15 protein-coding genes are annotated in these 20,777 nt (G+C 68.9%); all 15 read left to right on the top strand.

The genetic code is table 11. The features are described from left to right. The first annotated feature begins 52 nt into the window (after positions 1-52). Entirely contained in the window at positions 53-1,960 is a 1,908-nt protein-coding gene (locus OG823_RS13365) for an ABC transporter family substrate-binding protein (RefSeq protein WP_371479723.1), read from the top strand. Between the two features lie 249 nt (positions 1,961-2,209). Then, the gene (typA, locus tag OG823_RS13360; RefSeq protein ID WP_371479722.1) at positions 2,210-4,078 is read left to right on the top strand and encodes a translational GTPase TypA; all 1,869 of its coding nucleotides are present in this window, start codon (positions 2,210-2,212) and stop codon (positions 4,076-4,078) included. Positions 4,079-4,617: 539 nt separating this feature from the next. Next, positions 4,618-6,249 carry an ABC transporter substrate-binding protein gene (locus OG823_RS13355; protein WP_371479721.1) on the top strand — a complete coding sequence of 544 codons (1,632 nt, stop codon included), beginning with the start codon at positions 4,618-4,620 and terminating at the stop codon, positions 6,247-6,249. Between the two features lie 146 nt (positions 6,250-6,395). Further along, positions 6,396-7,322, top strand: a complete 927-nt coding sequence (locus OG823_RS13350) for an ABC transporter permease (protein WP_371484464.1) — start codon at positions 6,396-6,398, stop codon at positions 7,320-7,322. Continuing rightward, positions 7,315-8,256 carry an ABC transporter permease gene (locus tag OG823_RS13345; RefSeq protein WP_371479720.1) on the top strand — a complete coding sequence of 314 codons (942 nt, stop codon included), beginning with the start codon at positions 7,315-7,317 and terminating at the stop codon, positions 8,254-8,256. Before OG823_RS13350 ends, OG823_RS13345 begins: the two co-directional genes overlap by 8 nt. 14 nt (positions 8,257-8,270) lie before the next feature. Continuing rightward, a complete protein-coding gene (locus tag OG823_RS13340) occupies positions 8,271-9,326 on the top strand; it encodes an ABC transporter ATP-binding protein (RefSeq protein ID WP_371479719.1) in 1,056 nt (351 codons plus the stop codon). Continuing rightward, positions 9,319-10,335, top strand: coding sequence for an ABC transporter ATP-binding protein (locus tag OG823_RS13335; RefSeq protein ID WP_371479718.1), 1,017 nt, complete (start codon positions 9,319-9,321; stop codon positions 10,333-10,335). The genes OG823_RS13340 and OG823_RS13335 overlap by 8 nt, the downstream gene beginning before the upstream one ends. Before the next feature lie 208 nt (positions 10,336-10,543). Continuing rightward, entirely contained in the window at positions 10,544-12,169 is a 1,626-nt protein-coding gene (locus OG823_RS13330) for an ABC transporter substrate-binding protein (protein ID WP_371479717.1), read from the top strand. A gap of 142 nt (positions 12,170-12,311) precedes the next feature. Next, a complete protein-coding gene (locus OG823_RS13325) occupies positions 12,312-13,238 on the top strand; it encodes an ABC transporter permease (protein ID WP_371479716.1) in 927 nt (308 codons plus the stop codon). Beyond that, positions 13,231-14,229 (top strand): ABC transporter permease, encoded by a 999-nt coding sequence (locus OG823_RS13320; protein ID WP_371479715.1) that lies wholly within the window; start codon positions 13,231-13,233, stop codon positions 14,227-14,229. Before OG823_RS13325 ends, OG823_RS13320 begins: the two co-directional genes overlap by 8 nt. 15 nt (positions 14,230-14,244) lie before the next feature. Continuing rightward, positions 14,245-15,294: an ABC transporter ATP-binding protein gene (locus OG823_RS13315; RefSeq protein WP_371479714.1), complete on the top strand. Its 1,050-nt coding sequence runs from the start codon at positions 14,245-14,247 to the stop codon at positions 15,292-15,294. After that, positions 15,287-16,594 (top strand): ABC transporter ATP-binding protein, encoded by a 1,308-nt coding sequence (locus tag OG823_RS13310; RefSeq protein ID WP_371479713.1) that lies wholly within the window; start codon positions 15,287-15,289, stop codon positions 16,592-16,594. The genes OG823_RS13315 and OG823_RS13310 overlap by 8 nt, the downstream gene beginning before the upstream one ends. 423 nt (positions 16,595-17,017) lie before the next feature. Continuing rightward, positions 17,018-18,694 (top strand): ABC transporter substrate-binding protein, encoded by a 1,677-nt coding sequence (locus OG823_RS13305; protein ID WP_371479712.1) that lies wholly within the window; start codon positions 17,018-17,020, stop codon positions 18,692-18,694. A gap of 188 nt (positions 18,695-18,882) precedes the next feature. Continuing rightward, positions 18,883-19,812, top strand: a complete 930-nt coding sequence (locus OG823_RS13300) for an ABC transporter permease (protein WP_371479711.1) — start codon at positions 18,883-18,885, stop codon at positions 19,810-19,812. A 10-nt stretch (positions 19,813-19,822) separates the two neighbouring features. Next, a complete protein-coding gene (locus OG823_RS13295) occupies positions 19,823-20,749 on the top strand; it encodes an ABC transporter permease (protein ID WP_371479710.1) in 927 nt (308 codons plus the stop codon). Positions 20,750-20,777 lie beyond the last annotated feature (28 nt).

Raw genomic sequence — 20,777 nt, 5'->3', positions numbered from 1 at the left:
GGTGCCCCGGTCCGGGCTTCCCGGGCCGCCCGGCAACCCGACGGAGACGAGCATGCGCGCCCGCCAGTTCACCGCCGCAGCCGCCATGCTGCTCCTCGCGACCTCCGTGGCCGGCTGCTCGGACGATTCGCCGCCCCCCGCCGCCAAGGCCGTCTCCGACGTCAGCGCCGCCGACCGGGCAGCCATCCGCGACGGCGGCACCCTGCGCTGGGCCGTGGACGCCGTCCCCACGACGCTGAACGTCTACCAGCCCGAGGCCACCGCCGACTCCGAACTGCTGGCCAGGGCCGTGCTGCCCTCGCTGTTCCGGACGGACGACCACGCCCGCCTCACCCCCGATCCCGACTACCTGGCCTCCGCCGAGTCGACCCCGCCCGGGCAGTCGCCGCAGGTGGTCACCTACCGGCTCAACCCGAGGGCCCTCTGGAGCGACGGCACCCCGCTGTCGGCCGCCGACTTCGTCGCCCAGCGCGGGGCCCTGAACGGCGCCGAGCCGGCCTACCACGCCAACCGGACGGCCGGGTACGACGCGATCGACTCGGTTACCCCGGGCGCCGACGCGCACGAGGTCAAGGTCACCTTCAAGCAGCCGTACGCCGAGTGGCGCGCCCTGTTCAGCCCGCTCTACCCGGCCGCCGCGACCGCCTCCCCGGACGCGTTCAACAAACCGCTCGCCGCGGACTTCCACACCTCGGCCGGCCCCTTCGCGCTGACCGGCTACGACGCGGCGGCGGGCCGGGCCGAACTGACCCGCAACCCCGCGTGGTGGGGCGACACCGCGAAGGCGGAGCGGCTGGACTTCCTCGCGGTGCCCCCGGCAGCCCGGCTCGACGCCCTGGACCAGGGCAAGCTCGACATCGCCGCGCTGACCGGTGCGGTCGACCGCGCCACCGCGCAGCTCCCCGCCGGCACCCCGGCCGCGACCGCCCCGTCGTCGGCCGGCGGCTCGCCCACGGTCACCCCGTCCGGCTCGCCCAAGGCCGCGACCGCCTCGCCCACGGCCGTTCCGTCCGCCCCGCCCACGGTCGTCCCGTCCGCCTCGGCCACCGCCGTGGCGGCCGCTCCGCCGGACGCGGCCAACGGCGTCGCCCTGACCACCGCCTCCGCGCAGGCCCTCGAGCGGGCCGAGGCACTGCCCGGTCTCACCCTGCACCGGGCCGCCGCCCCGGCCCTCACCGAGCTCACCCTGAACGCGACCCGGGGTCCGCTGGTGGATCCCGCCGTCCGCCGGGCGGTGGCCCGCGCGGTCGACCGGCAGAAGATCGCGGAGGCCGCGCTCACCCCGCTGGGCCTGCCGGCCGTCGCCCTCGGCAACCACCTGCTGGCGGCCGACCAGGAGGGATACCGCGACGACAGCGCCGCGATCGGGGACGCCCCGGCCGGGCGCCTGCTGGACGAGGCGGGCTGGAGGAGCGCCGGCTCCGGGACCCGCGGCAAGGACGGCAAGGAGCTGTCGCTCACCCTGCTGCTGCCCGACGGCTCGGCCACCGCCCGCCGCACCGCCGACGCGCTGGCCGCGGACCTGGCCGCCGACGGCATCGCCGTCCACCCGCAGCCGGTGGCCGCCGACGGCTTCGTCAGCGGCCACCTGGCCACCGGCGACTACGACCTCGCCCTGTTCTCCTGGCCCGCCAGCGCCTCGCCGGCCACCGCCGAGCGCGCCGTCTACGCCAAGCCGCAGCCCGGCCCGGACGGAACCGCCCAGAGCGGATCCAACTACGCCCGCACCGGGACGCAGGAGATCGACCTGCTCTTCGACCGGGCCGCCGCCGAGCTCGACCCCTCCGCCCGGCAGTCGCTGCTCCAGCAGGCCGACACCCGGATCTGGGAGCTCGGCCACTCCGTCCCGCTCTACCAGCGACCCGACCTGGTGGCCGTGCGCACGGGGGTGGCCGGCGCGGGGGCGTACGGCTTCGCCGAGCCCCGCTACCAGGACCTCGGATTCCTCGCGACGTCCTGACCGAGCCGCCGGCGCCACCGCCGTGACCACCGCGGGAGACCGGTGACGCGTGCCCCGGGGCCGGGGCCGAACGGCCGTTTCGGCCGAGCTGGGTGGTTCCCAGTACCATAGGAGTAAGCCGTGGCGTGTCTGCCCGGCGGGTGGACCGGTAGTAGCAGGCGGAACGGGCGGCGGCGATCAACAGGGATCGCAGGTCGGCGTCACGCAGCCGGGCGCCGTAACCCACGACTCCGGGAGAATCCGCTCCGCATGCCCACGCGCAATGACATCCGCAACGTTGCCATCGTCGCCCACGTCGACCACGGCAAGACCACGCTGGTCGACGCCATGCTGAAGCAGGCCGGCGCCTTCGCCGCCCACCAGCACCTCGACGACCGGATGATGGACTCCAACGACCTGGAGCGCGAGAAGGGCATCACCATTCTCGCGAAGAACACCGCCGTCAAGTACCACCCCAAGGAGGGTGGCGCACCGATCACGATCAACATCATCGACACCCCCGGCCACGCCGACTTCGGTGGTGAGGTCGAGCGCGGCCTGTCGATGGTCGACGCGGTCGTTCTGCTGGTCGACGCCTCCGAGGGCCCGCTGCCGCAGACCCGCTTCGTGCTCCGCAAGGCGCTGACCGCCAAGCTCCCGGTCATCCTCTGCATCAACAAGACCGACCGTCCGGACTCCCGGATCGACGAGGTCATCAACGAGACCTACGACCTCTTCCTGGACCTCGACGCCACCGAGGAGCAGATCGAGTTCCCGATCGTCTACGCCTGTGCGCGTGACGGCGTCGCCTCGATGACCAAGCCGGAGAACGGCACCGTGCCGGCCGACAGCGACTCGCTGGAGCCGTTCTTCTCCACCATCCTGGAGCACGTCCCGGCCCCGGTCTACGACGAGGACGCCCCGCTCCAGGCGCACGTCACCAACCTGGACGCCGACAACTTCCTCGGCCGCATCGCGCTCTGCCGCGTCGAGCAGGGCGAGCTGCGCAAGGGCCAGCAGGTCGCGTGGATCAAGCGCGACGGCACGATCGCCCAGGTCAAGATCACCGAGCTGCTGATGACCGAGGCGCTCACCCGCAAGCCGGCCGAGGTGGCGGGCCCCGGTGACATCTGTGCCGTCGCCGGTATCCCCGACATCATGATCGGCGAGACCCTGGCCGACATCGAGAACCCGATCGCGCTGCCGCTGATCACGGTGGACGAGCCGGCCATCTCGATGGTCATCGGCACCAACACCTCGCCGCTGGTCGGCAAGGGCGGCAAGGGCCACAAGGTCACCGCCCGCATGGTGAAGGACCGCCTGGACCGCGAGCTGGTCGGCAACGTCTCGCTCCGCGTGCTGCCGACCGAGCGCCCCGACGCCTGGGAGGTCCAGGGCCGTGGCGAGCTGGCGCTGGCCATCCTGGTCGAGACCATGCGCCGGGAGCTCTTCGAGCTGACCGTCGGCAAGCCGCAGGTCGTCACCAAGATCGTCAACGGCAAGACCCACGAGCCGGTCGAGCGGATGACCATCGACAGCCCCGAGGAGTACCTCGGCGCGATCACCCAGCTGATGGCGACCCGCAAGGGCCGTATGGAGACCATGACGAACCACGGCTCCGGCTGGGTCCGCATGGAGTTCATCGTCCCGTCGCGCGGCCTGATCGGCTTCCGGACCCAGTTCCTGACCGACACCCGTGGCACCGGCATCGCGCACAGCATCTTCGAGGGCCACGAGCCGTGGTTCGGCGAGCTGCGGATGCGCAACAACGGTTCGCTGGTGGCCGACCGCGCGGGCGTCGTGACGCCGTTCGCGATGATGGGCATCCAGGAGCGCGGCACGCTCTTCGTCGAGCCCACCACCGAGGTGTACGAGGGCATGATCGTCGGCGAGAACTCGCGCCAGGACGACATGGACATCAACATCACCAAGGAGAAGAAGCTCACCAACATGCGTGCGGCTTCCTCGGACACCACCGAGAACCTGGTGCCTCCGCGCAAGCTCTCGCTGGAGCAGTCCCTGGAGTTCTGCCGCGAGGACGAGTGCATCGAGGTGACCCCGGAGACCGTGCGTATCCGCAAGGTCGTCCTGGACCAGAAGGAGCGCGGCCGTACGGCCTCGCGCGCCAAGAAGAACTGACGTCCGCCAGGACGCCGTCGGCGCCGCCTCGCGGCGCCCGGGCCGCCGCCCCTCCACCCGTCACGGGTCGAGGGGCGGCGGCCTTTGCGCTGCCCCGAGCGGGGCCGGCGCGACCCGTCGGGGGCCCGGCCGCCCGGCGCCGTTAACCGTCTTGCGCCTGTTAAGTGAACGGTGTCTGTTAACGGTCCGCTGTCGACGCGCGTAGGAGCGGAATGACCGCTACCACGCCTGAGCGTCCGCTGAGCGAACGTGACAACCCGTCATTCATGACAACTGTCCGTTTAATACCTGTCTGCCTATGTCTTATATGTCCGATTTTCGAAACTTACCGACCGTTCATGTGACCTAATTGAGATCCGTATTCGTCGCTTTCGTATCCGTGTGTGACGGATAGTGGGTGCAGTCAGGCTCGGGCAAGGGTTACGCGCAGGGGTGCGCGCCGAACCTCGAGCGAGGAAGCACCGCCGGCCAGGCACAGTCGCCGGCCACTCCCCCCGGTGCTCTCCACGTTTGCAACACAGATTTCAGGAGGCACACCGATGCGCGGTGCCAGCCAGGCCAAGTGGGTCGTTGCAGCTGTTGCTGTCGCCCTCGCCGCAACCGCTTGTGGCAGCGGCTCGACCAGCGGCAGCAGCAGCTCCGACGGTGCGGTCAACGCCCAGGGCGTCTACAGCTACCAGGGCAGCGAGCCGCAGCACCCGCTGCAGCCCGCGAACGCCATGGAGGTCGGTGGCGGCCGCATCGTCAAGAACCTCTTCCGCGGCCTGGTCGACTACGACCCCGCGGACGGCAAGCTGCGCAACCAGGTGGCCGACAAGATCGACACCACCGACGCCCAGCACTACTCGGTCACCCTGAAGTCGGGCTGGACCTTCCACGACGGCACCCCGGTGACCGCCGCGTCCTTCGTCGACGCCTGGAACTGGTCCGCCAACACCAAGAACAACCAGGTCAACAGCAACTGGTTCTCCGACATCGCCGGCTACGACGCCGTGCACCCGGAGAAGGGTGACCCGACCGCCGACAAGATGACCGGCCTCAAGGTCGTCGACGACACCCACTTCACCATCGACCTGACCGCCCCGGTCTCGTACTTCCAGTACAAGCTCGGCTACACGGCCTTCTCCCCGCTGCCGACGGTGTTCTACACCGACCCGGCCAAGTACGGCGAGAGCCCGATCGGCAACGGCCCCTACAAGTTCGTCTCGTGGGAGCACAACAAGGCCGTCACCCTCGCCACGTACGACAAGTACGCCGGCCTGGACAAGCCGAAGAACGGCGGCATCGTCTTCAAGAACTACACCGCCGCCGAGGCCGCCTACAAGGACCTCACCTCGGACAACCTGGACGTCCTCGACCAGGTCGACCCGACCGACCTCGCGAACTACAAGACGGACCTGGGCGACCGGGCCGTCGACCAGCCGATGGGTGGCATCACCTCCATCGCGTTCGCGATGTACAACGACGCCTGGAAGGCGCCGGAGAAGGCCAAGGTCCGTCAGGGCCTGTCGATGGCCATCGACCGCGACACCATCACCAAGACGGTGCTCGGCGGTTCGCGTGCCGCGGCCGACAGCTGGGTCGCCCCGGGCGTGGCCGGCTACAAGAAGGGTGCCTGCGGCGACGCGTGCACCTACAACCCGGCCAAGGCCAAGGAGCTCATCGCGGCCGGCGGCGGCGTGCCGGACAACAAGGTCACCATCCTGTACAACGCCGACGGCGGTCACAAGGAGTGGGTCGACGCGGTCTGCAACTCGATCCGCCAGGCCACCGGCGTCGAGTGCGTCGGCGACCCGAAGCCCGACTTCAAGTCGGCCCGTGACCTGATCGACGGTCACAAGGTCACCAGCATCATGCGCTCCGCCTGGCAGCAGGACTACCCGATCAACGCCAACTTCCTCCGTGACATCTACGGAACCGGCGCCTCGGCGAACGACTCGCTGTACTCCAGCCCGGAGTTCGACAAGCTGTCGAAGGAGGCCGACGCGGCCGCCAGCATCGACAAGACCACCGAGCTCTACGGCGAGGCCGAGGCCGTCCTGGCCAAGGACATGCCGTCCATCCCGCTCTGGTACTACAAGACCAACTCGGGCTGGGACAAGAAGGTCCAGAACGTCAAGTTCGACTCCTTCGGCGACCCGGTGTTCACCCAGGTCGAGGTCAAGAAGTAATCCGCCGATTCCACTCGGCCCGCCGGGGCTGTAGCAGTTCACCCCGGCCAGCAATGTGAAGGCGACGGCCGGTGTCGGCCTCCCCTCCCCACAAGGGAGGGGGCCGGCACCGGCCGCTTCCACGCCGACCACGCAATGGAGGCATGATGGGGCGCTTTGTCGCGAGGCGACTGCTCCAGATGATCCCGGTGTTCCTCGGTACGACCGCGCTCATCTTTCTGATGGTGTACGCGCTGCCGGGTGACCAAGTCCGGGCGATGTGGGGCGACAAGCAGCCGGATCCGGCTCAGCTCGCTTCACTGAAGCACAAGTTCGGGTTGGACCTGCCGCTCTGGCAGCAGTACCTGCACTACATGGGCAACCTGTTCACGGGCAACTTCGGCGAGACGCTCTCCGGCCGCCAGGTCAGCGACGTCATCGGCGAGGCCATGCCGGTCACCATCCGGCTCGCCCTGATGGCCTTCGGCATCGAGATCGTCCTCGGTGTCGCGCTCGGCCTGATGGCCGGTCTGAAGCGCGGCAAGCTGGCGGACAAGGGCACCCTGGTCCTGACGCTGCTGCTGATCTCGATCCCGGTCCCGGTGCTCGGCTACCTGTTCCAGACGATCTTCGCGGACCAGCTGAAGTGGGTCACGCCCACCGTGCAGGACTCGATGAACCTCGGTCAGCTGCTGCTGCCCGCCATCGTCCTGGGCTCGCTGTCACTCGCGTACGTCGCCCGGCTGAGCCGTACCTCCATCGTGGAGAACGTCCGCGCGGACTACATGCGCACGGCGGTCGCCAAGGGCCTGCCGCGCCGCCGGATCATCGGCACCCACCTCCTGCGCAACTCGATGATCCCGGTCATCACCTTCCTCGGCACCGACCTCGGCGCCCTGATGGGCGGCGCGATCGTCACCGAGGGCATCTTCAACGTCAAGGGTGTCGGGAACGCGCTGTTCCGCGCGATCAACCAGAAGGAAGGCGCGACGGTCGTCGGGTTCGTGGTCGTTCTCGTCCTCGTCTACCTGTTCGCCAGCCTGATCGTCGACCTGCTCTACGCGGTCCTGGACCCGAGGATCCGGTATGCCTGACGTGATCGAGAAGAACGCGAAGATCCCGGCCCAGGCCGGATCGCCCGAGAACGCCCCGGTCAAGGCCGAGAAGGCCCGCAGCCTCGGCTCGGACGCCTGGGAGGAGCTGCGGCGCAAGCCGATCTTCCTGATCTCGGCCGCGCTGATCCTGGTACTGGTCGTGATGACCATCGCGCCGGGCCTGTTCACCTCGGTGGACCCGCGCGCCGGCGACCTGCGCGCCCACTACCTGACCCACCCGCACTACACCCACTTCTTCCAGGGTGACTGGTTCGGGTACGACGGCCAGGGCCGCTCCATCTACTCCCGGGTGGTGCACGGCGCGCGCGCCTCGATCATCGTCGGCATCTGCGTCACCGCCGCGGTGACCGTCGTCGGCGGCCTGGTCGGCATGCTCGCCGGCTACTTCGGCGGCTGGATCGACACCCTGCTGTCCCGCGTCACGGACATCTTCTTCGGCATCCCGCTGCTGCTCGGCTGCCTGGTGATCCTCAACGCCTTCACCGACCGCACGGTGTGGAGCGTGGTCTTCGCGCTCACCGCGATCGGCTGGACCCAGATGGCCCGCGTCATGCGCGGCTCGGTCATCACCGTCAAGCAGGCCGACTACGTGACGGCCGCGAAGGCGCTGGGCGCGGGTACGCGGCGGATCCTGCTCAAGCACATCCTGCCGAACGCGATCGCCCCGGTGATCGTGGTCTCCACCATCGCACTCGGCGGGTACATCGCCACCGAGGCGACGCTGAGCTTCCTGGGCATCGGTCTGCAGGACCCGACCATCTCCTGGGGCATCGACATCAACTCGGCCCAGAAGGCGATCCGTACCGCCCCGTTCGTCCTGTTCTTCCCCGCGGGCATGCTGAGCGTCACGGTCCTGGCGTTCATCATGCTCGGCGACGCGGTCCGCGACGCCCTCGACCCGAAGCTGCGCTGAGAGGCGGACGCATCATGACCACCGTCACTGACCCACAGACCGCCCCTGCGAGCGGGCGCCTCACCCCCGGCACCCCGCTGCTGGAGGTCAAGGACCTGCACGTCGAGTTCGTCACCCGGGACGGCATCGCCAAGGCCGTCAACGGCGTGAACTACTCCGTCTCGGCCGGCGAGACCCTCGCCGTGCTCGGCGAGTCCGGCTCCGGCAAGTCCGTCACCGCGCAGACCATCATGGGCATCCTCGACATGCCTCCGGGTCGTGTCACCTCGGGCGAGATCCTCTTCCGCGGCCGGGACATGCTCAAGATGGGCAACGAGGAGCGCCGCAAGCTGCGCGGCCAGAAGATCGCGATGATCTTCCAGGACGCGCTCTCCTCGCTCAACCCGGTGCTGAGCGTGGGCTACCAGCTCGGCGAGATGTTCCGGGTGCACCAGGGCGCCTCCCGCAAGGAGGCGAAGGCCAAGGCCATCGAGTTGATGGAGCGGGTCCGGATCCCGGCCGCGAGGCAGCGGGTGGGCGACTACCCGCACCAGTTCTCGGGCGGTATGCGCCAGCGCATCATGATCGCGATGGCGCTGGCCCTGGAGCCGGATCTGATCATCGCGGACGAGCCCACCACCGCGCTGGACGTCACCGTCCAGGCGCAGGTGATGGACCTGCTCGCGGAGCTCCAGGCCGAGTTCAACATGGGCCTGATCCTGATCACCCACGACCTCGGCGTGGTCGCGGACGTCGCGGACAAGATCGCGGTGATGTACGCGGGCCGGATCGTCGAGACCGCGCCGGTGCACGAGCTGTACGCGAACCCGGCGCACCCGTACACCAAGGGCCTGCTCCGCTCGATCCCGCGCCTGGACCAGAAGGGCCAGGAGCTCTACGCGATCAAGGGCCTGCCGCCGAACCTGCTGAAGGTGCCGGCCGGCTGTGCGTTCAACCCGCGCTGTGACGTGGCCACCGACCTGTGCCGTACCGACATCCCGGCTCTGCACCAGGTCACGGACAAGGACGGCGCCGAGATCGCCGGCCGCCGCAGCGCCTGCCACCTCTGGAAGGAGACCCTCCATGGCTGAGCCCATCCTGGAGGTCAAGGACCTGGTCAAGCACTACCCGCTGTCCCAGGGCATCCTCTTCAAGAAGCAGGTCGGCGCGGTCAAGGCGGTCGACGGCATCAGCTTCGACCTCAAGCAGGGCGAGACGCTGGGCATCGTCGGCGAGTCCGGCTGCGGCAAGTCGACGCTGGCCAAGGTCCTGATGAACCTGGAGCAGGCCACCTCCGGTCAGGTGCTGTTCAAGGGCGAGGACATCTCCAAGCTCTCGGGCGGTGCGCTCAAGGCGGTGCGTCGCAACATCCAGATGGTGTTCCAGGACCCGTACACCTCGTTGAACCCCCGGATGACGGTGGGCGACATCATCGGGGAGCCGTACGAGATCCACCCGGAGGTGGCGCCGAAGGGCGACCGCCGCAAGGCGGTCCAGGATCTGCTGGACGTGGTGGGGCTGAACCCGGAGTACATCAACCGGTACCCGCACCAGTTCTCCGGCGGTCAGCGCCAGCGCATCGGCATCGCCCGGGGCCTCGCGCTGAAGCCGGAGGTGATCATCTGCGACGAGCCGGTCTCGGCGCTGGACGTCTCCGTGCAGGCGCAGGTGATCAACCTGCTGGAGCAGCTGCAGACCGAGTTCAACCTGTCGTACATGTTCATCGCGCACGACCTCTCCATCGTCCGGCACATCTCCGACCGGGTCGGCGTGATGTACCTCGGCAAGATGGTCGAGATCGGCACCGACGAGCAGATCTACGAGCACGCCACCCACCCGTACACCCAGGCCCTGCTCTCCGCGGTGCCGGTGCCGGACCCGACCGGCCGCGAGGGCCGCGAGCGGATCATCCTCTCCGGGGACATCCCCTCGCCGGCCAACCCGCCCTCGGGCTGCCGCTTCCGCACCCGCTGCTGGAAGGCCGAGGACCGCTGCGCGACCGAGGTCCCGCTGCTCACGGTGCCGTCGCTGCTGGACGGCCCGGCGGCGCACGACTCCGCCTGCCACTTCGCCGAGGTCACGGCGGTGGCCGCCGCCTGACCCCGCCCGACCCGAAGGACCCGCGGCCTCGCGCCGCGGGTCCTTCGGGTTTTCCGGGCGGGGAGGCACGGCCGAGGGCACGGCGGCGCCACGAGGACACCTGACGGTGAGTCTGCTGCACCCATCCGGCGGTATCCGGCTCGCGCCGCCGTTACCGCGCGCTTCTCATGGGGTGTGATGCGACAGACACCCTTGAGGAGGGACCTCCATGCCCGCAGCCACCCCCCGTGTTCGATGGGTCCTCGCCGGCGCGACGTCCGTGGCCCTGGTGGCCAGCGGGTGTGGCAGCAGCGGGGGAGGCGGGAGCAGCTCGTCCGACGCCACCAAGACGTTCAGTTACCAGAGCAGTGAGCCGCAGAACCCGCTCCAACCCGCGAACGCGAACGAGGTCGGTGGCGGTCGCATCCTGCAGAACCTCTTCAAGGGCCTGGTCGACTACGACCCGAGCAACGCCAAGCTGCGGATGCAGGTGGCGGACTCGATCGACACCAGTGACTCGCAGACCTTCAACGTGACGCTGAAGTCCAACTGGACGTTCCACGACGGCACGCCGGTCAAGTCGAGCAACTTCGTCAACGCCTGGAACTGGGCCGCGACCACCAGCAACAACCAGCTCAGCAGCTCGTGGTTCTCCGACATCGCGGGCTACAAGGACGTCCACCCGGAGAGCGGGGTGCCCACCACGAACAAGATGTCCGGTCTCACGGTCGTGGACGACACCCACTTCACCATCAAGCTGACCACCAAGGTCTCGTACTTCGAGTACAAGCTGGGCTACATCGCGTTCTCGCCGCTGCCGGACAGCTTCTACAACGACCCGGCGGCGGCCGGCCAGAACCCGGTGGGCAACGGGCCGTACCAGTTCGTCAGCTGGGCCCACAACTCGCAGGTCGTGACGAAGGCGTACGCCAACTACCAGGGTGTGGACAAGCCGAAGAACGGCGGTGTCGTCTTCAAGATGTACACCAGCGCCGAGGCTGCCTACGCGGACCTCCAGTCCAACAACCTGGACGTGATGGACCAGGTGCCGCCGTCCGCGCTGGCGACCTACAAGAACGACCTCGGCGACCGTGCGGTCGACTCCCCGCAGGGCGCCATCCAGAACATCGGCTTCCCGCTCTACCAGCCCGACTGGGCCGGGGCGGACAAGGCGAAGGTCCGTCAGGGGCTCTCGATGGCGATCGACCGCGACACCATCACCAAGACGGTGCTGCAGGGCTCCCGCGCCTCCGCCTCGGCGTGGGTCGCCGACGGGGTCGAGGGCTACAAGGCCGGCAACTGCGGGAACTTCTGCACCTTCAACCCGACCATGGCGAAGCAGCTGATCACCGAGGGCGGCGGCGTCCCCGGGAACAAGCTGACCATCACCTACAACGCGGACGGCGGCCACAAGGAGTGGGTCGACGCGGTCTGCAACTCGATCCGCCAGAACACCGGGGTGGACTGCGCCGGCGACCCGAAGGTCGACTTCAAGACGGCCCGGGCCGCCATCTCCGGCCACACCGTCACCGGCGCCTTCCGTACCGGCTGGGTGCAGGACTACCCGCTGAACGCGAACTTCCTCGCCGACGTCTACCGCACCGGCGCCGCGTCCAATGACTTCGGCTACAGCAGCCCCGAGTTCGACAAGCTGGCGACCCAGGCCGACCAGGCGGACAGCATCCAGGCCTCGGCGACCGGATACCAGCAGGCCGAGGCGGTGCTCCAGCAGGACATGCCGGCCATCCCGCTCTGGTACTACCGCACGAACTCCGGCTTCTCCACCAACGTCCAGAACGTCACGTTCGACTCCTTCGGCAACCCGGCCTGGACCGAGGTCGAGGTCAAGGGCTGACCCTCCCTCCACGCCCTCCCTTCCTCCCGCCATCCGGGAGGGAGGGGCCCGCCGGGCAGAAGGGGCCCCCACCCCCGCCGGCCCCGTCCTCCCCGCACGGAGGGCGGGGCCCAGGCACTCAGTCCTCTCGGAAGGAGGCGCGATGGGCAGCTACGTACTCCGGCGAGTGCTGCAGATGATCCCGGTGTTCTTCGGCTCGACACTGCTGATCTTCCTGATGGTCTACTCCCTGCCGGGCGACCCGATCGCCGCGCTGTTCGGCGACAAGGCCGCGGACCCGGCGGTGGTGGCCAACCTGCGGCACCAGTACTACCTCGACCAGCCGGTCTGGAAGCAGTACCTGCACTACATGGGCAACCTGTTCCAGGGCGACTTCGGGACGAGCTTCACCGGCCGCTCGGTCACCGACATCATGGCGGACGCGTTCCCGGTCACCATCCGACTGGCGCTGATGGCCTTCGTCTTCGAGCTGGTCGTCGGCCTCACCCTCGGCGTGGTCTCGGGCCTGCGTCGCGGCAGCATCCCGGACACCCTGGTGCTGGTCCTCACCCTGGTGGTGATCTCGATCCCGGTCTTCGTGCTGGCGTACATCGCCCAGACGATCTTCGCCACCAATCTCGGCTGGGTCACCCCGACGGTGCAGGACTCCACGGACCTGTCCCAGCTGATCCTGCCGGCCATCGTCCTCGGCTCACTCTCGCTGGCGTACGTCGCCCGGCTCACCCGCACCTCCATCGGCGAGAACCTGCGGGCCGACTACATCCGCACGGCGACCGCCAAGGGCCTGCCGCGCCGCACGATCATCACCCGCCACCTGCTGCGCAACTCGCTCATCCCGGTGGTCACCTTCCTCGGCACCGACCTGGGCGCCCTGATGGGCGGCGCGATCGTCACCGAGGGCATCTTCAACGTCCAGGGCATCGGCAACGTCCTGTACCGGGCGATCAGGCAGAAGGAGGGGCCCACCGTGGTCGGCATCGTGACCGTCCTGGTGATCGTCTACCTGGTCGCCAGCCTCATCGTGGACCTGCTCTACGCGGTCCTGGACCCGAGGATCCGTTATGCCTGACATCCACGACGAGGGCGGATTCGAGCGGCATCCCAAGCCCGGACTCGACCACCTGGACTACGCGGGCGAGCAGGGCCGGGCAGTCGAAGAGGAAACGCTGATCGAGCCGGACCCGGCCAAACGCGAGGAGGCCCGCAGCCTCTGGGGCGACGCCTGGCGGGATCTGCGGCGGCGGCCGATCTTCCTGATCTCGGCCGTGCTCATCCTGCTCCTGGTGATCATGTCGATCTTCCCCGGACTGTTCACCGACACCAATCCGCGCGCCGCCAACCTGGTCAACAACTACCTCAAGCGGCCGGACTGGACGGACTTCTTCGGCGGCGGCTGGTTCGGCTACGACGGCCAGGGCCGCTCGATCTACGCCCGGGTGGTCTACGGTGCGCGTGCCTCGATCACCGTCGGCATCTGCGTGACCGCCGGCGTCACCCTGCTCGGCGGCCTGACCGGCATGGTGGCCGGGTACTTCGGCGGCACCGTCGACGCGGTGATCTCCCGGATCATCGACATCTTCTTCGGCATCCCGCTGCTGCTCGGCGCCCTGGTGCTGCTGGGCGCCTTCCACGCCCGGACGGTGTGGAGCGTGGTGATCGCGCTCGCCGTCCTCGGCTGGACCCAGATCGCCCGGGTGATGCGCGGCGCCGTGCTGACCGTCAAACAGTCCGACTACGTGGTGGCGGGCAAGGCGCTGGGCGCGGGCACGAGCCGGCTGATGTTCCGGCACATCCTGCCGAACGCGATCGCCCCGGTGATCGTGGTCGCCACCATCGCACTCGGCGGGTACATCGCCACCGAGGCGACGCTGAGCTTCCTTGGCATCGGCCTGCAGGACCCGACCATCTCCTGGGGCATCGACATCTCCTCGGCCCAGAAGGTCATCCGTACCGCCCCGTTCGTCCTGTTCTTCCCGGCCGCCGCGCTGTCGATCACCGTGCTGGCCTTCATCATGCTGGGCGATGCGGTGCGCGACGCCCTCGACCCGAAGCTGCGCTGAGCGAGGGGACGCATCGTGACCACTGCCGTCGACACCACCAAGCCCGGCCGGGAGGCGCCCTACGAGGGGCCGCTGCTCGACGTCCGGGACCTGCACGTGGAGTTCGTGACCAGGGACGGCGTCGCGCGCGCCGTCAACGGGGTCAACTACAGCGTCAGCGCCGGCGAGACGCTCGCCGTGCTGGGCGAGTCCGGCTCGGGCAAGTCGGTGACCGCCCAGGCGATCATGGGCATCCTCGACATGCCGCCGGCCCGGATCCCGCAGGGCGAGATCCGCTTCCGGGGCCGCGACATGCTCACGATGGGCAAGGAGGAGCGGCGCCGGATCCGCGGCCAGAAGATCGCGATGATCTTCCAGGACGCGCTCTCCTCGCTGAACCCGGTGCTCACCGTCGGCTTCCAGCTCGGCGAGATGTTCCGCGCCCACACCGGGGCCTCCCGCAAGGACGCGAAGGCCAAGGCCGTCGACCTGATGGACCGGGTCCGGATCCCCGCCGCGAAGGACCGGGTGGGCGACTACCCGCACCAGTTCTCGGGCGGTATGCGGCAGCGCATCATGATCGCGATGGCGCTGGCCCTGGAGCCGGATCTGATCATCGCGGACGAGCCCACCACCGCGCTGGACGTCACCGTCCAGGCCCAGGTGATGGACCTGCTCGCGGAGCTCCAGGCCGAGTACCACATGGGCCTGATCCTGATCACCCACGACCTCGGCGTGGTTGCGGACGTCGCGGACAAGATCGCGGTGATGTACGCGGGCCGGATCGTCGAGACCGCGCCGGTGCACGAGCTGTACGCGAACCCCGCGCACCCGTACACCCGGGGCCTGCTGGACTCCATCCCGCGCCTGGACCAGAAGGGCCAGGAGCTCTACGCGATCAAGGGCCTGCCGCCGAACCTGCTGCGGATCCCGCCGGGCTGCGCGTTCAACCCCCGCTGCCCGAGGGCGCAGGACGTCTGCCGGGCCGAGGTGCCCGCACTGTTCCCCGTCACCGACGACGAGGGCGTGGAGCAGCCGGGCCGGGGCAGTGCGTGCTTCTTCTGGAAGGAGACCCTCCATGGCTAACGGGGCCAGCGCCCTGGGCGCGGCGGTGCCGGAGGAGATCGCGTTCGCGCAGCCCGTGCCGCGCGGCGAGCCGATCCTCGAAGTCCGTGATCTGGTGAAGCACTTCCCGCTCACCAAGGGGGTGCTGTTCAAGAAGCACGTGGGCGCCGTCAAGGCGGTGGACGGGATCTCCTTCGACCTGGTCCAGGGCGAGACGCTGGGCATCGTGGGGGAGTCGGGCTGCGGCAAGTCGACGCTGGCCAAGGTGCTGATGAACCTGGAGCCGGCCACCGGTGGCTCGGTGCGCTTCAAGGGCGAGGAGATCTCCCACCTGTCGGGCGCGGGGTTGAAGGCGGTGCGTCGCAACATCCAGATGGTGTTCCAGGACCCGTACACCTCGTTGAACCCCCGGATGACGGTGGGCGACATCATCGGGGAGCCGTACGAGATCCACCCGGAGGTGGCGCCGAAGGGCGACCGCCGCAAGGCGGTCCAGGATCTGCTGGACGTGGTGGGGCTGAACCCGGAGTACATCAACCGGTACCCGCACCAGTTCTCCGGTGGTCAGCGCCAGCGCATCGGCATCGCCCGGGGGTTGGCGCTGAAGCCGGAGGTGATCATCTGCGACGAGCCGGTCTCGGCGCTGGACGTCTCCGTGCAGGCGCAGGTGATCAACCTGCTGGAGCAGCTGCAGAGCGAGTTCAACCTGTCGTACATGTTCATCGCGCACGACCTCTCCATCGTCCGGCACATCTCCGACCGGGTCGGCGTGATGTACCTCGGCAAGATGGTCGAGATCGGCACCGATCTGGAGATCTACGAGCACGCCACCCACCCGTACACCCAGGCCCTGCTCTCCGCGGTGCCGGTGCCGGACCCGACCGCCCGGGAGGCCCGTGACCGGATCGTGCTCACGGGCGACGTCCCCTCGCCGGCCAACCCGCCCTCGGGCTGCCGCTTCCGCACCCGCTGCTGGAAGGCCGAGGAGCGCTGCGCGACCGAGGTCCCGCTGCTGGCGGCGCCCTCCTGGCTCACGGGGCTGGCGAAGCACGAGTCGGCTTGTCACTTCGCGGCGGAGCGCGAGATCGGACAGAGTGCGGCGGAGCGCGAGATCGGGCGGAGTGCGGCGGAGCGCGAGATCGGGCGGAGTGCCGCGGAGCGGGAGACCGCCCCGGGCGCAGGCGAGCCCGGCCCCGCCCCGGGCGCAGGCGAGCCCGGCCCCGCCCCGGGCGGGGCGTCCGGGGAGCCCCTCGGGCGGGGCCCCGGAGAGCCCGGTTCCGGGTCGGCGGACGGGTCGAACGACTTGACACCGCCCGACTGACCGTCGGCCCGCGTAGCGCCGCAGGGCGCGTCCTCCACCGGAGGGCGCGCCCTGCCGTCTGTGCTGCGACGACTCCCGGAATATTGATCGAACACTTGCTTTCTTCTCGGGTGCACAGCTGGCCAACTCGTCGTATTGCGAGGCATGTTGTCCGGTATTCGGAGATCCCTGGAAATACTTCGTGAATGATATGGCGGACTTTGGCAACCATTGTCATGACTTGGTCTGAGCATGTAATCCAAAAGAGATGTAAGGGCGATTCCCAGTGACGGTCAGCTGATCGATAGTTGCTCTACGCGTGTCAGTGGTCACACCGTCAACTTGGTTGGTGGTCCCTGATGTTGCCGCCTGCCCGCATCCGGCAACACCGAGTGGTGCGGGCCAGCCGTTCGTTCGTAAGCCCCTATATCGAGAGGCAGTTGAATGAGGCTCACCAAGACAATGCGATGGACGGCGGTGGCGGCCACCACCGCCCTGGCCGTAGCCGGCTGCAGCAACAGCGGCAGCAGTGCCGACGGTGGGGCCAAGGCCAGTCAGAGCAACAACGCACCGGCCAAGCAGGGTGGCACGTTCAGGCTCGGCATAGCCGAGCCGGTCGCGATCGACCCTTACAACACCCAGGAGTCCGAGGGCACCCTGGTCACCCAGAACCTGTTCACCGGGCTGACCAGCGTATCCGCGGACGGCACGTTGTCCAACGCCTTGGCCGAGAGCCGCACGCCGAACGACGACTGCAGTGAGTGGACCTTCAAGATCAAGGGTGGCACCACCTTCAGCAACGGCGACCCGGTGGACGCCGCCGCCTTCGTCCGGGGCTGGACGCGCGCCGCGGGCAAGGACGCCGCCTCCGATGTCGCCTACCACATGGGCGAGATCGACGGATTCGACGCGCTCCAGGACGGCAGCGCCACCACCTTCAAGGGTCTGAGCGCGCCCGACGCCACCACGCTGGTGGTCAAACTCGGCATCAAGGACTGTGAGTTCGACCTCCGCACCTTCCACACCGTGTTCAGCCCGGTGCCGGCGGTGGCCGGGGCGGCCACCAACAAGACCTACAACGACCAGCCGATCGGCAACGGGCCCTTCAAGCTGGACGGGCCCTGGCAGCACAACAGCAAGATCACGCTGGTCCGCAACGACAGCTACGGCCTGAAGAAGGCCAACCTGGACCGCGTCGAGATCTCGATCCTGAACTCCGACAACGCCGCCACCCTGGAGTACCAGGGCTTCCAGGCGGGCCAGTTCGACTGGGCGCGGATGCCCACCCCGCAGCTCACCGCGGCCAAGGCGACCTACAACGCCAAGGGCGACTGGCTGGAGTGGGACGCCAACGGCATGAACTACCTGATGCCGGAGACCGCGGACGGCCCGCTGAAGAGCAAGGAGGCCCGCCAGGCGATCTCCTACGCCATCGACCGCAAGGCGATCACCCAGGGCGTCTTCAAGGGCTTCCTCACCCCGGCCTCCAGCCTCGTCCCGGCCGCCTTCAAGGACGCCTACCAGCAGGGCGTCTGCGCCAGCTGCGTCGCGCAGGACAAGGACAAGGCCAAGTCGCTCGCGACCCAGGCCGGTCTGACCCCCGGTACCAAGCTGTACTTCGGCTACAACACCGGTGGCGGGCACGAGGAGTGGGTGCAGGCGGTCGCCCAGCAGCTCAAGGACGTGCTCGGCCTGGACGTCCAGATCGACGGCATGCCCTTCAAGGACCTCCTGAAGAAGGAGCAGCAGCCGGGCTCGGTCGGTATGTTCCGTGCCGCCTGGGGCGCCGACTACCCGACTCCCGGCAACTTCCTGAACCCGCTGCTGGCCACCTCCTCGATCAACGAGGACGCGACCACGCACGTCGCCCAGGGCGACAACCGCGGCCGCTACAGCAACCCCGCCTTCGACAGCCTGCTGACCAAGGCCACCGGCACCAAGGACCTGGCCGAGCGCACCAAGCTCTACCAGCAGGCCGAGAAGATCGCGATCGGCGACGACCTGGCGCTCATCCCGCTCTGGGGCCGGCACCAGCTGCGAGTGGCCGACCTGGGCAAGTGGACCAACCTGAGCTACGACTTCAACGAGAACCCGACCCTGTCGACCGTCTCGCAGAAGTGACGCGCTCCTTCCCGCACCAGGCGTAGTCCGCCAACCGTACGGAGAGCCCGGTCCCGGGCTCGCAACAGTGCGGCCGGCCCTGCCTCGACCAGGCAGGGCCGGCCGCCCCCCGAGAGCCCCGCCACACCGGGCGGCGCGTACGGGGCGGGCCACGCCGCTCTGCCACCACCCCACAGAGAGGCAGTCCTATGGGCAGATATGTGCTGCGAAGGCTCGGTCAGATGGTCATCGTCCTGCTGGGCGCCACCATGATCCTCTTCGCTTGCCTGTTCGTCATCCCCGGCGACCCGGTCGGCTCGCTGGCCGGCAGCGACCGGGCCAGGGATCCCGCCGTGGTCAAACAGCTCCGGGCCCGGTACGGGCTCGACGAGCCCCTGGCGGTCCAGTACGTCAACTATCTCGGCCGGCTCGCGCACGGGGACATGGGGGAGGACTACACCCAGCGTCGCCCGGTCTCCGAGATCCTCGCCCCGAAGCTCGCCAACACCGCCAAGCTGGCCCTGGCGGCGATCGTCATCGACGTGGTCATCGGGGCCGCCGTCGGCGCGCTCGCCGCGCTGAAACGCTATTCGATCTGGGACACCGTCACGACACTGGTGACCACCGTCGTGGTCGGCTTCCCGACCTTCGTCATCGGCATGCTGCTGCTCAACGTCTTCGCGGTGCAGCTCAAGTGGGTCCCGGTGATCGGTGATCCCGGTGATCCGGTGCAGGTGATCCTGCCCGCGATCACCCTGGCGATCGTGGACGCCGCGCTGGTGGCCAGGCTGATGCGCGGGACGATGCTCGAGATCCTGCGCGCCGACTACGTGAAGACCGCCGTGGCCAAGGGAGTTCCGCGCCGACAGGTGCTTTTCAAGCACGTCCTGCGGAACTCGGTGATCCCGGTGATCACCTACATCGGCATCTCGTTCGGCGCTCTGCTGGGCGGCGCGATCATCACCGAGTCCATCTTCAACTGGGACGGTGTCGGCCTGGCGATGGCCGTGTCGATCCAGAGCCAGAACAACCCGATCATCGTCGGGGTCGCCACCTGGGGGGTGGGCATCTTCGTGGTGCTCAACCTGGTGGTGGACCTGCTGTACGCGGTGCTCGACCCCCGAATCCGGCTGAGCTGAGGGCGCCGACATGACTGACGACAGCATGACGAAGACCGCGGACGGCGCCATCCCGCGCCAGCGCGGCGGCGACCTCTCGGGGGAGCCGCCGATCAGGGTGGTCAAGGAGTGGCACGAGGCCTGGAACCGGTTCGCCGCGAACCGGCTGGCCCTGATCGGCCTGGTCCTGGTGACCGCGCTGTTCCTGACGGCCCTGCTCGCCCCCTGGATATCCCCGCAGGACCCGCTGCACCAGGATCTCTACCACACCACCGAACCGCCCTCCGGCGCCCACTGGTTCGGTACCGACGCGATCGGCCGCGACCAGCTCTCCCGGGTGATCTGGGGCAGCCGGATCGCGGTGGAGGTCGGTCTGGCGTCCATCATCCTGACCCTGCTCATCGGGGTCACCCTGGGCGCCGTCGCCGGGTTCTTCGGCGGCTTCTACGACAGCCTGGTGATGCGCGGTGCGGACATCTTCTTCGCGTTCCCGCTGATTCCCGCGGCGATCATCCTCATCGTGGTGGTCGGCCGGGGCGTGTGGCCGGTGATCATCGCGCTCGGCGTCTTCGGCTGGGCCACCGTGGCCCGGCTGCTGCGAAGTTCGGTGCTCTCCGCCCGGGAGATGGACTACGTCCAGGCGGCGCGGGCACTGGGGGCGGGGAACGTGCGCATCATCGTGCGCCACATCCTGCCGAACTCGATCGCGCCGGTGCTGATCTACAGCACCTTCAGCGTCGGCACCGCCGTGGTGGCCGAGGCCTCGCTCTCGTACCTGGGCGTCGGCGTGAGCCCGGAGGTCCCGGAGTGGGGCAACATGCTGGCGGCCGGGCGCGGCTTCATCGGCGTCTACGACTACCTCTGGACGCTGCCGTCGCTCGCGGTGGTGCTGACCACTCTCGGCTTCATCTTCGTCGGCGACGGGCTGCGTGACGCGCTCGACCCCAAGCTGCGGTGAGCGGTGCGAGGCGGGTACGCGGCAGTGA

Source organism: Kitasatospora sp. NBC_00315 (genome assembly GCF_041435095.1).
GTDB lineage: Bacteria > Actinomycetota > Actinomycetes > Streptomycetales > Streptomycetaceae > Kitasatospora.
This window is presented reverse-complemented; position numbering and strand designations above follow the sequence as displayed.

What these genes read in the sequence shown, in the direction of transcription:
- typA (WP_371479722.1), top strand. Translation starts at nt 2,210, where the DNA reads ATGCCCACGCGCAATGACATCCGCAACGTTGCCATCGTCGCCCACGTC.
- OG823_RS13305 (WP_371479712.1), top strand. Translation starts at nt 17,018, where the DNA reads ATGAGGCTCACCAAGACAATGCGATGGACGGCGGTGGCGGCCACCACC.
- OG823_RS13300 (WP_371479711.1), top strand. Translation starts at nt 18,883, where the DNA reads ATGGGCAGATATGTGCTGCGAAGGCTCGGTCAGATGGTCATCGTCCTG.
- OG823_RS13345 (WP_371479720.1), top strand. Translation starts at nt 7,315, where the DNA reads ATGCCTGACGTGATCGAGAAGAACGCGAAGATCCCGGCCCAGGCCGGA.
- OG823_RS13365 (WP_371479723.1), top strand. Translation starts at nt 53, where the DNA reads ATGCGCGCCCGCCAGTTCACCGCCGCAGCCGCCATGCTGCTCCTCGCG.
- OG823_RS13310 (WP_371479713.1), top strand. Translation starts at nt 15,287, where the DNA reads ATGGCTAACGGGGCCAGCGCCCTGGGCGCGGCGGTGCCGGAGGAGATC.
- OG823_RS13335 (WP_371479718.1), top strand. Translation starts at nt 9,319, where the DNA reads ATGGCTGAGCCCATCCTGGAGGTCAAGGACCTGGTCAAGCACTACCCG.
- OG823_RS13340 (WP_371479719.1), top strand. Translation starts at nt 8,271, where the DNA reads ATGACCACCGTCACTGACCCACAGACCGCCCCTGCGAGCGGGCGCCTC.
- OG823_RS13295 (WP_371479710.1), top strand. Translation starts at nt 19,823, where the DNA reads ATGACTGACGACAGCATGACGAAGACCGCGGACGGCGCCATCCCGCGC.
- OG823_RS13330 (WP_371479717.1), top strand. Translation starts at nt 10,544, where the DNA reads ATGCCCGCAGCCACCCCCCGTGTTCGATGGGTCCTCGCCGGCGCGACG.
- OG823_RS13350 (WP_371484464.1), top strand. Translation starts at nt 6,396, where the DNA reads ATGGGGCGCTTTGTCGCGAGGCGACTGCTCCAGATGATCCCGGTGTTC.
- OG823_RS13320 (WP_371479715.1), top strand. Translation starts at nt 13,231, where the DNA reads ATGCCTGACATCCACGACGAGGGCGGATTCGAGCGGCATCCCAAGCCC.
- OG823_RS13325 (WP_371479716.1), top strand. Translation starts at nt 12,312, where the DNA reads ATGGGCAGCTACGTACTCCGGCGAGTGCTGCAGATGATCCCGGTGTTC.
- OG823_RS13355 (WP_371479721.1), top strand. Translation starts at nt 4,618, where the DNA reads ATGCGCGGTGCCAGCCAGGCCAAGTGGGTCGTTGCAGCTGTTGCTGTC.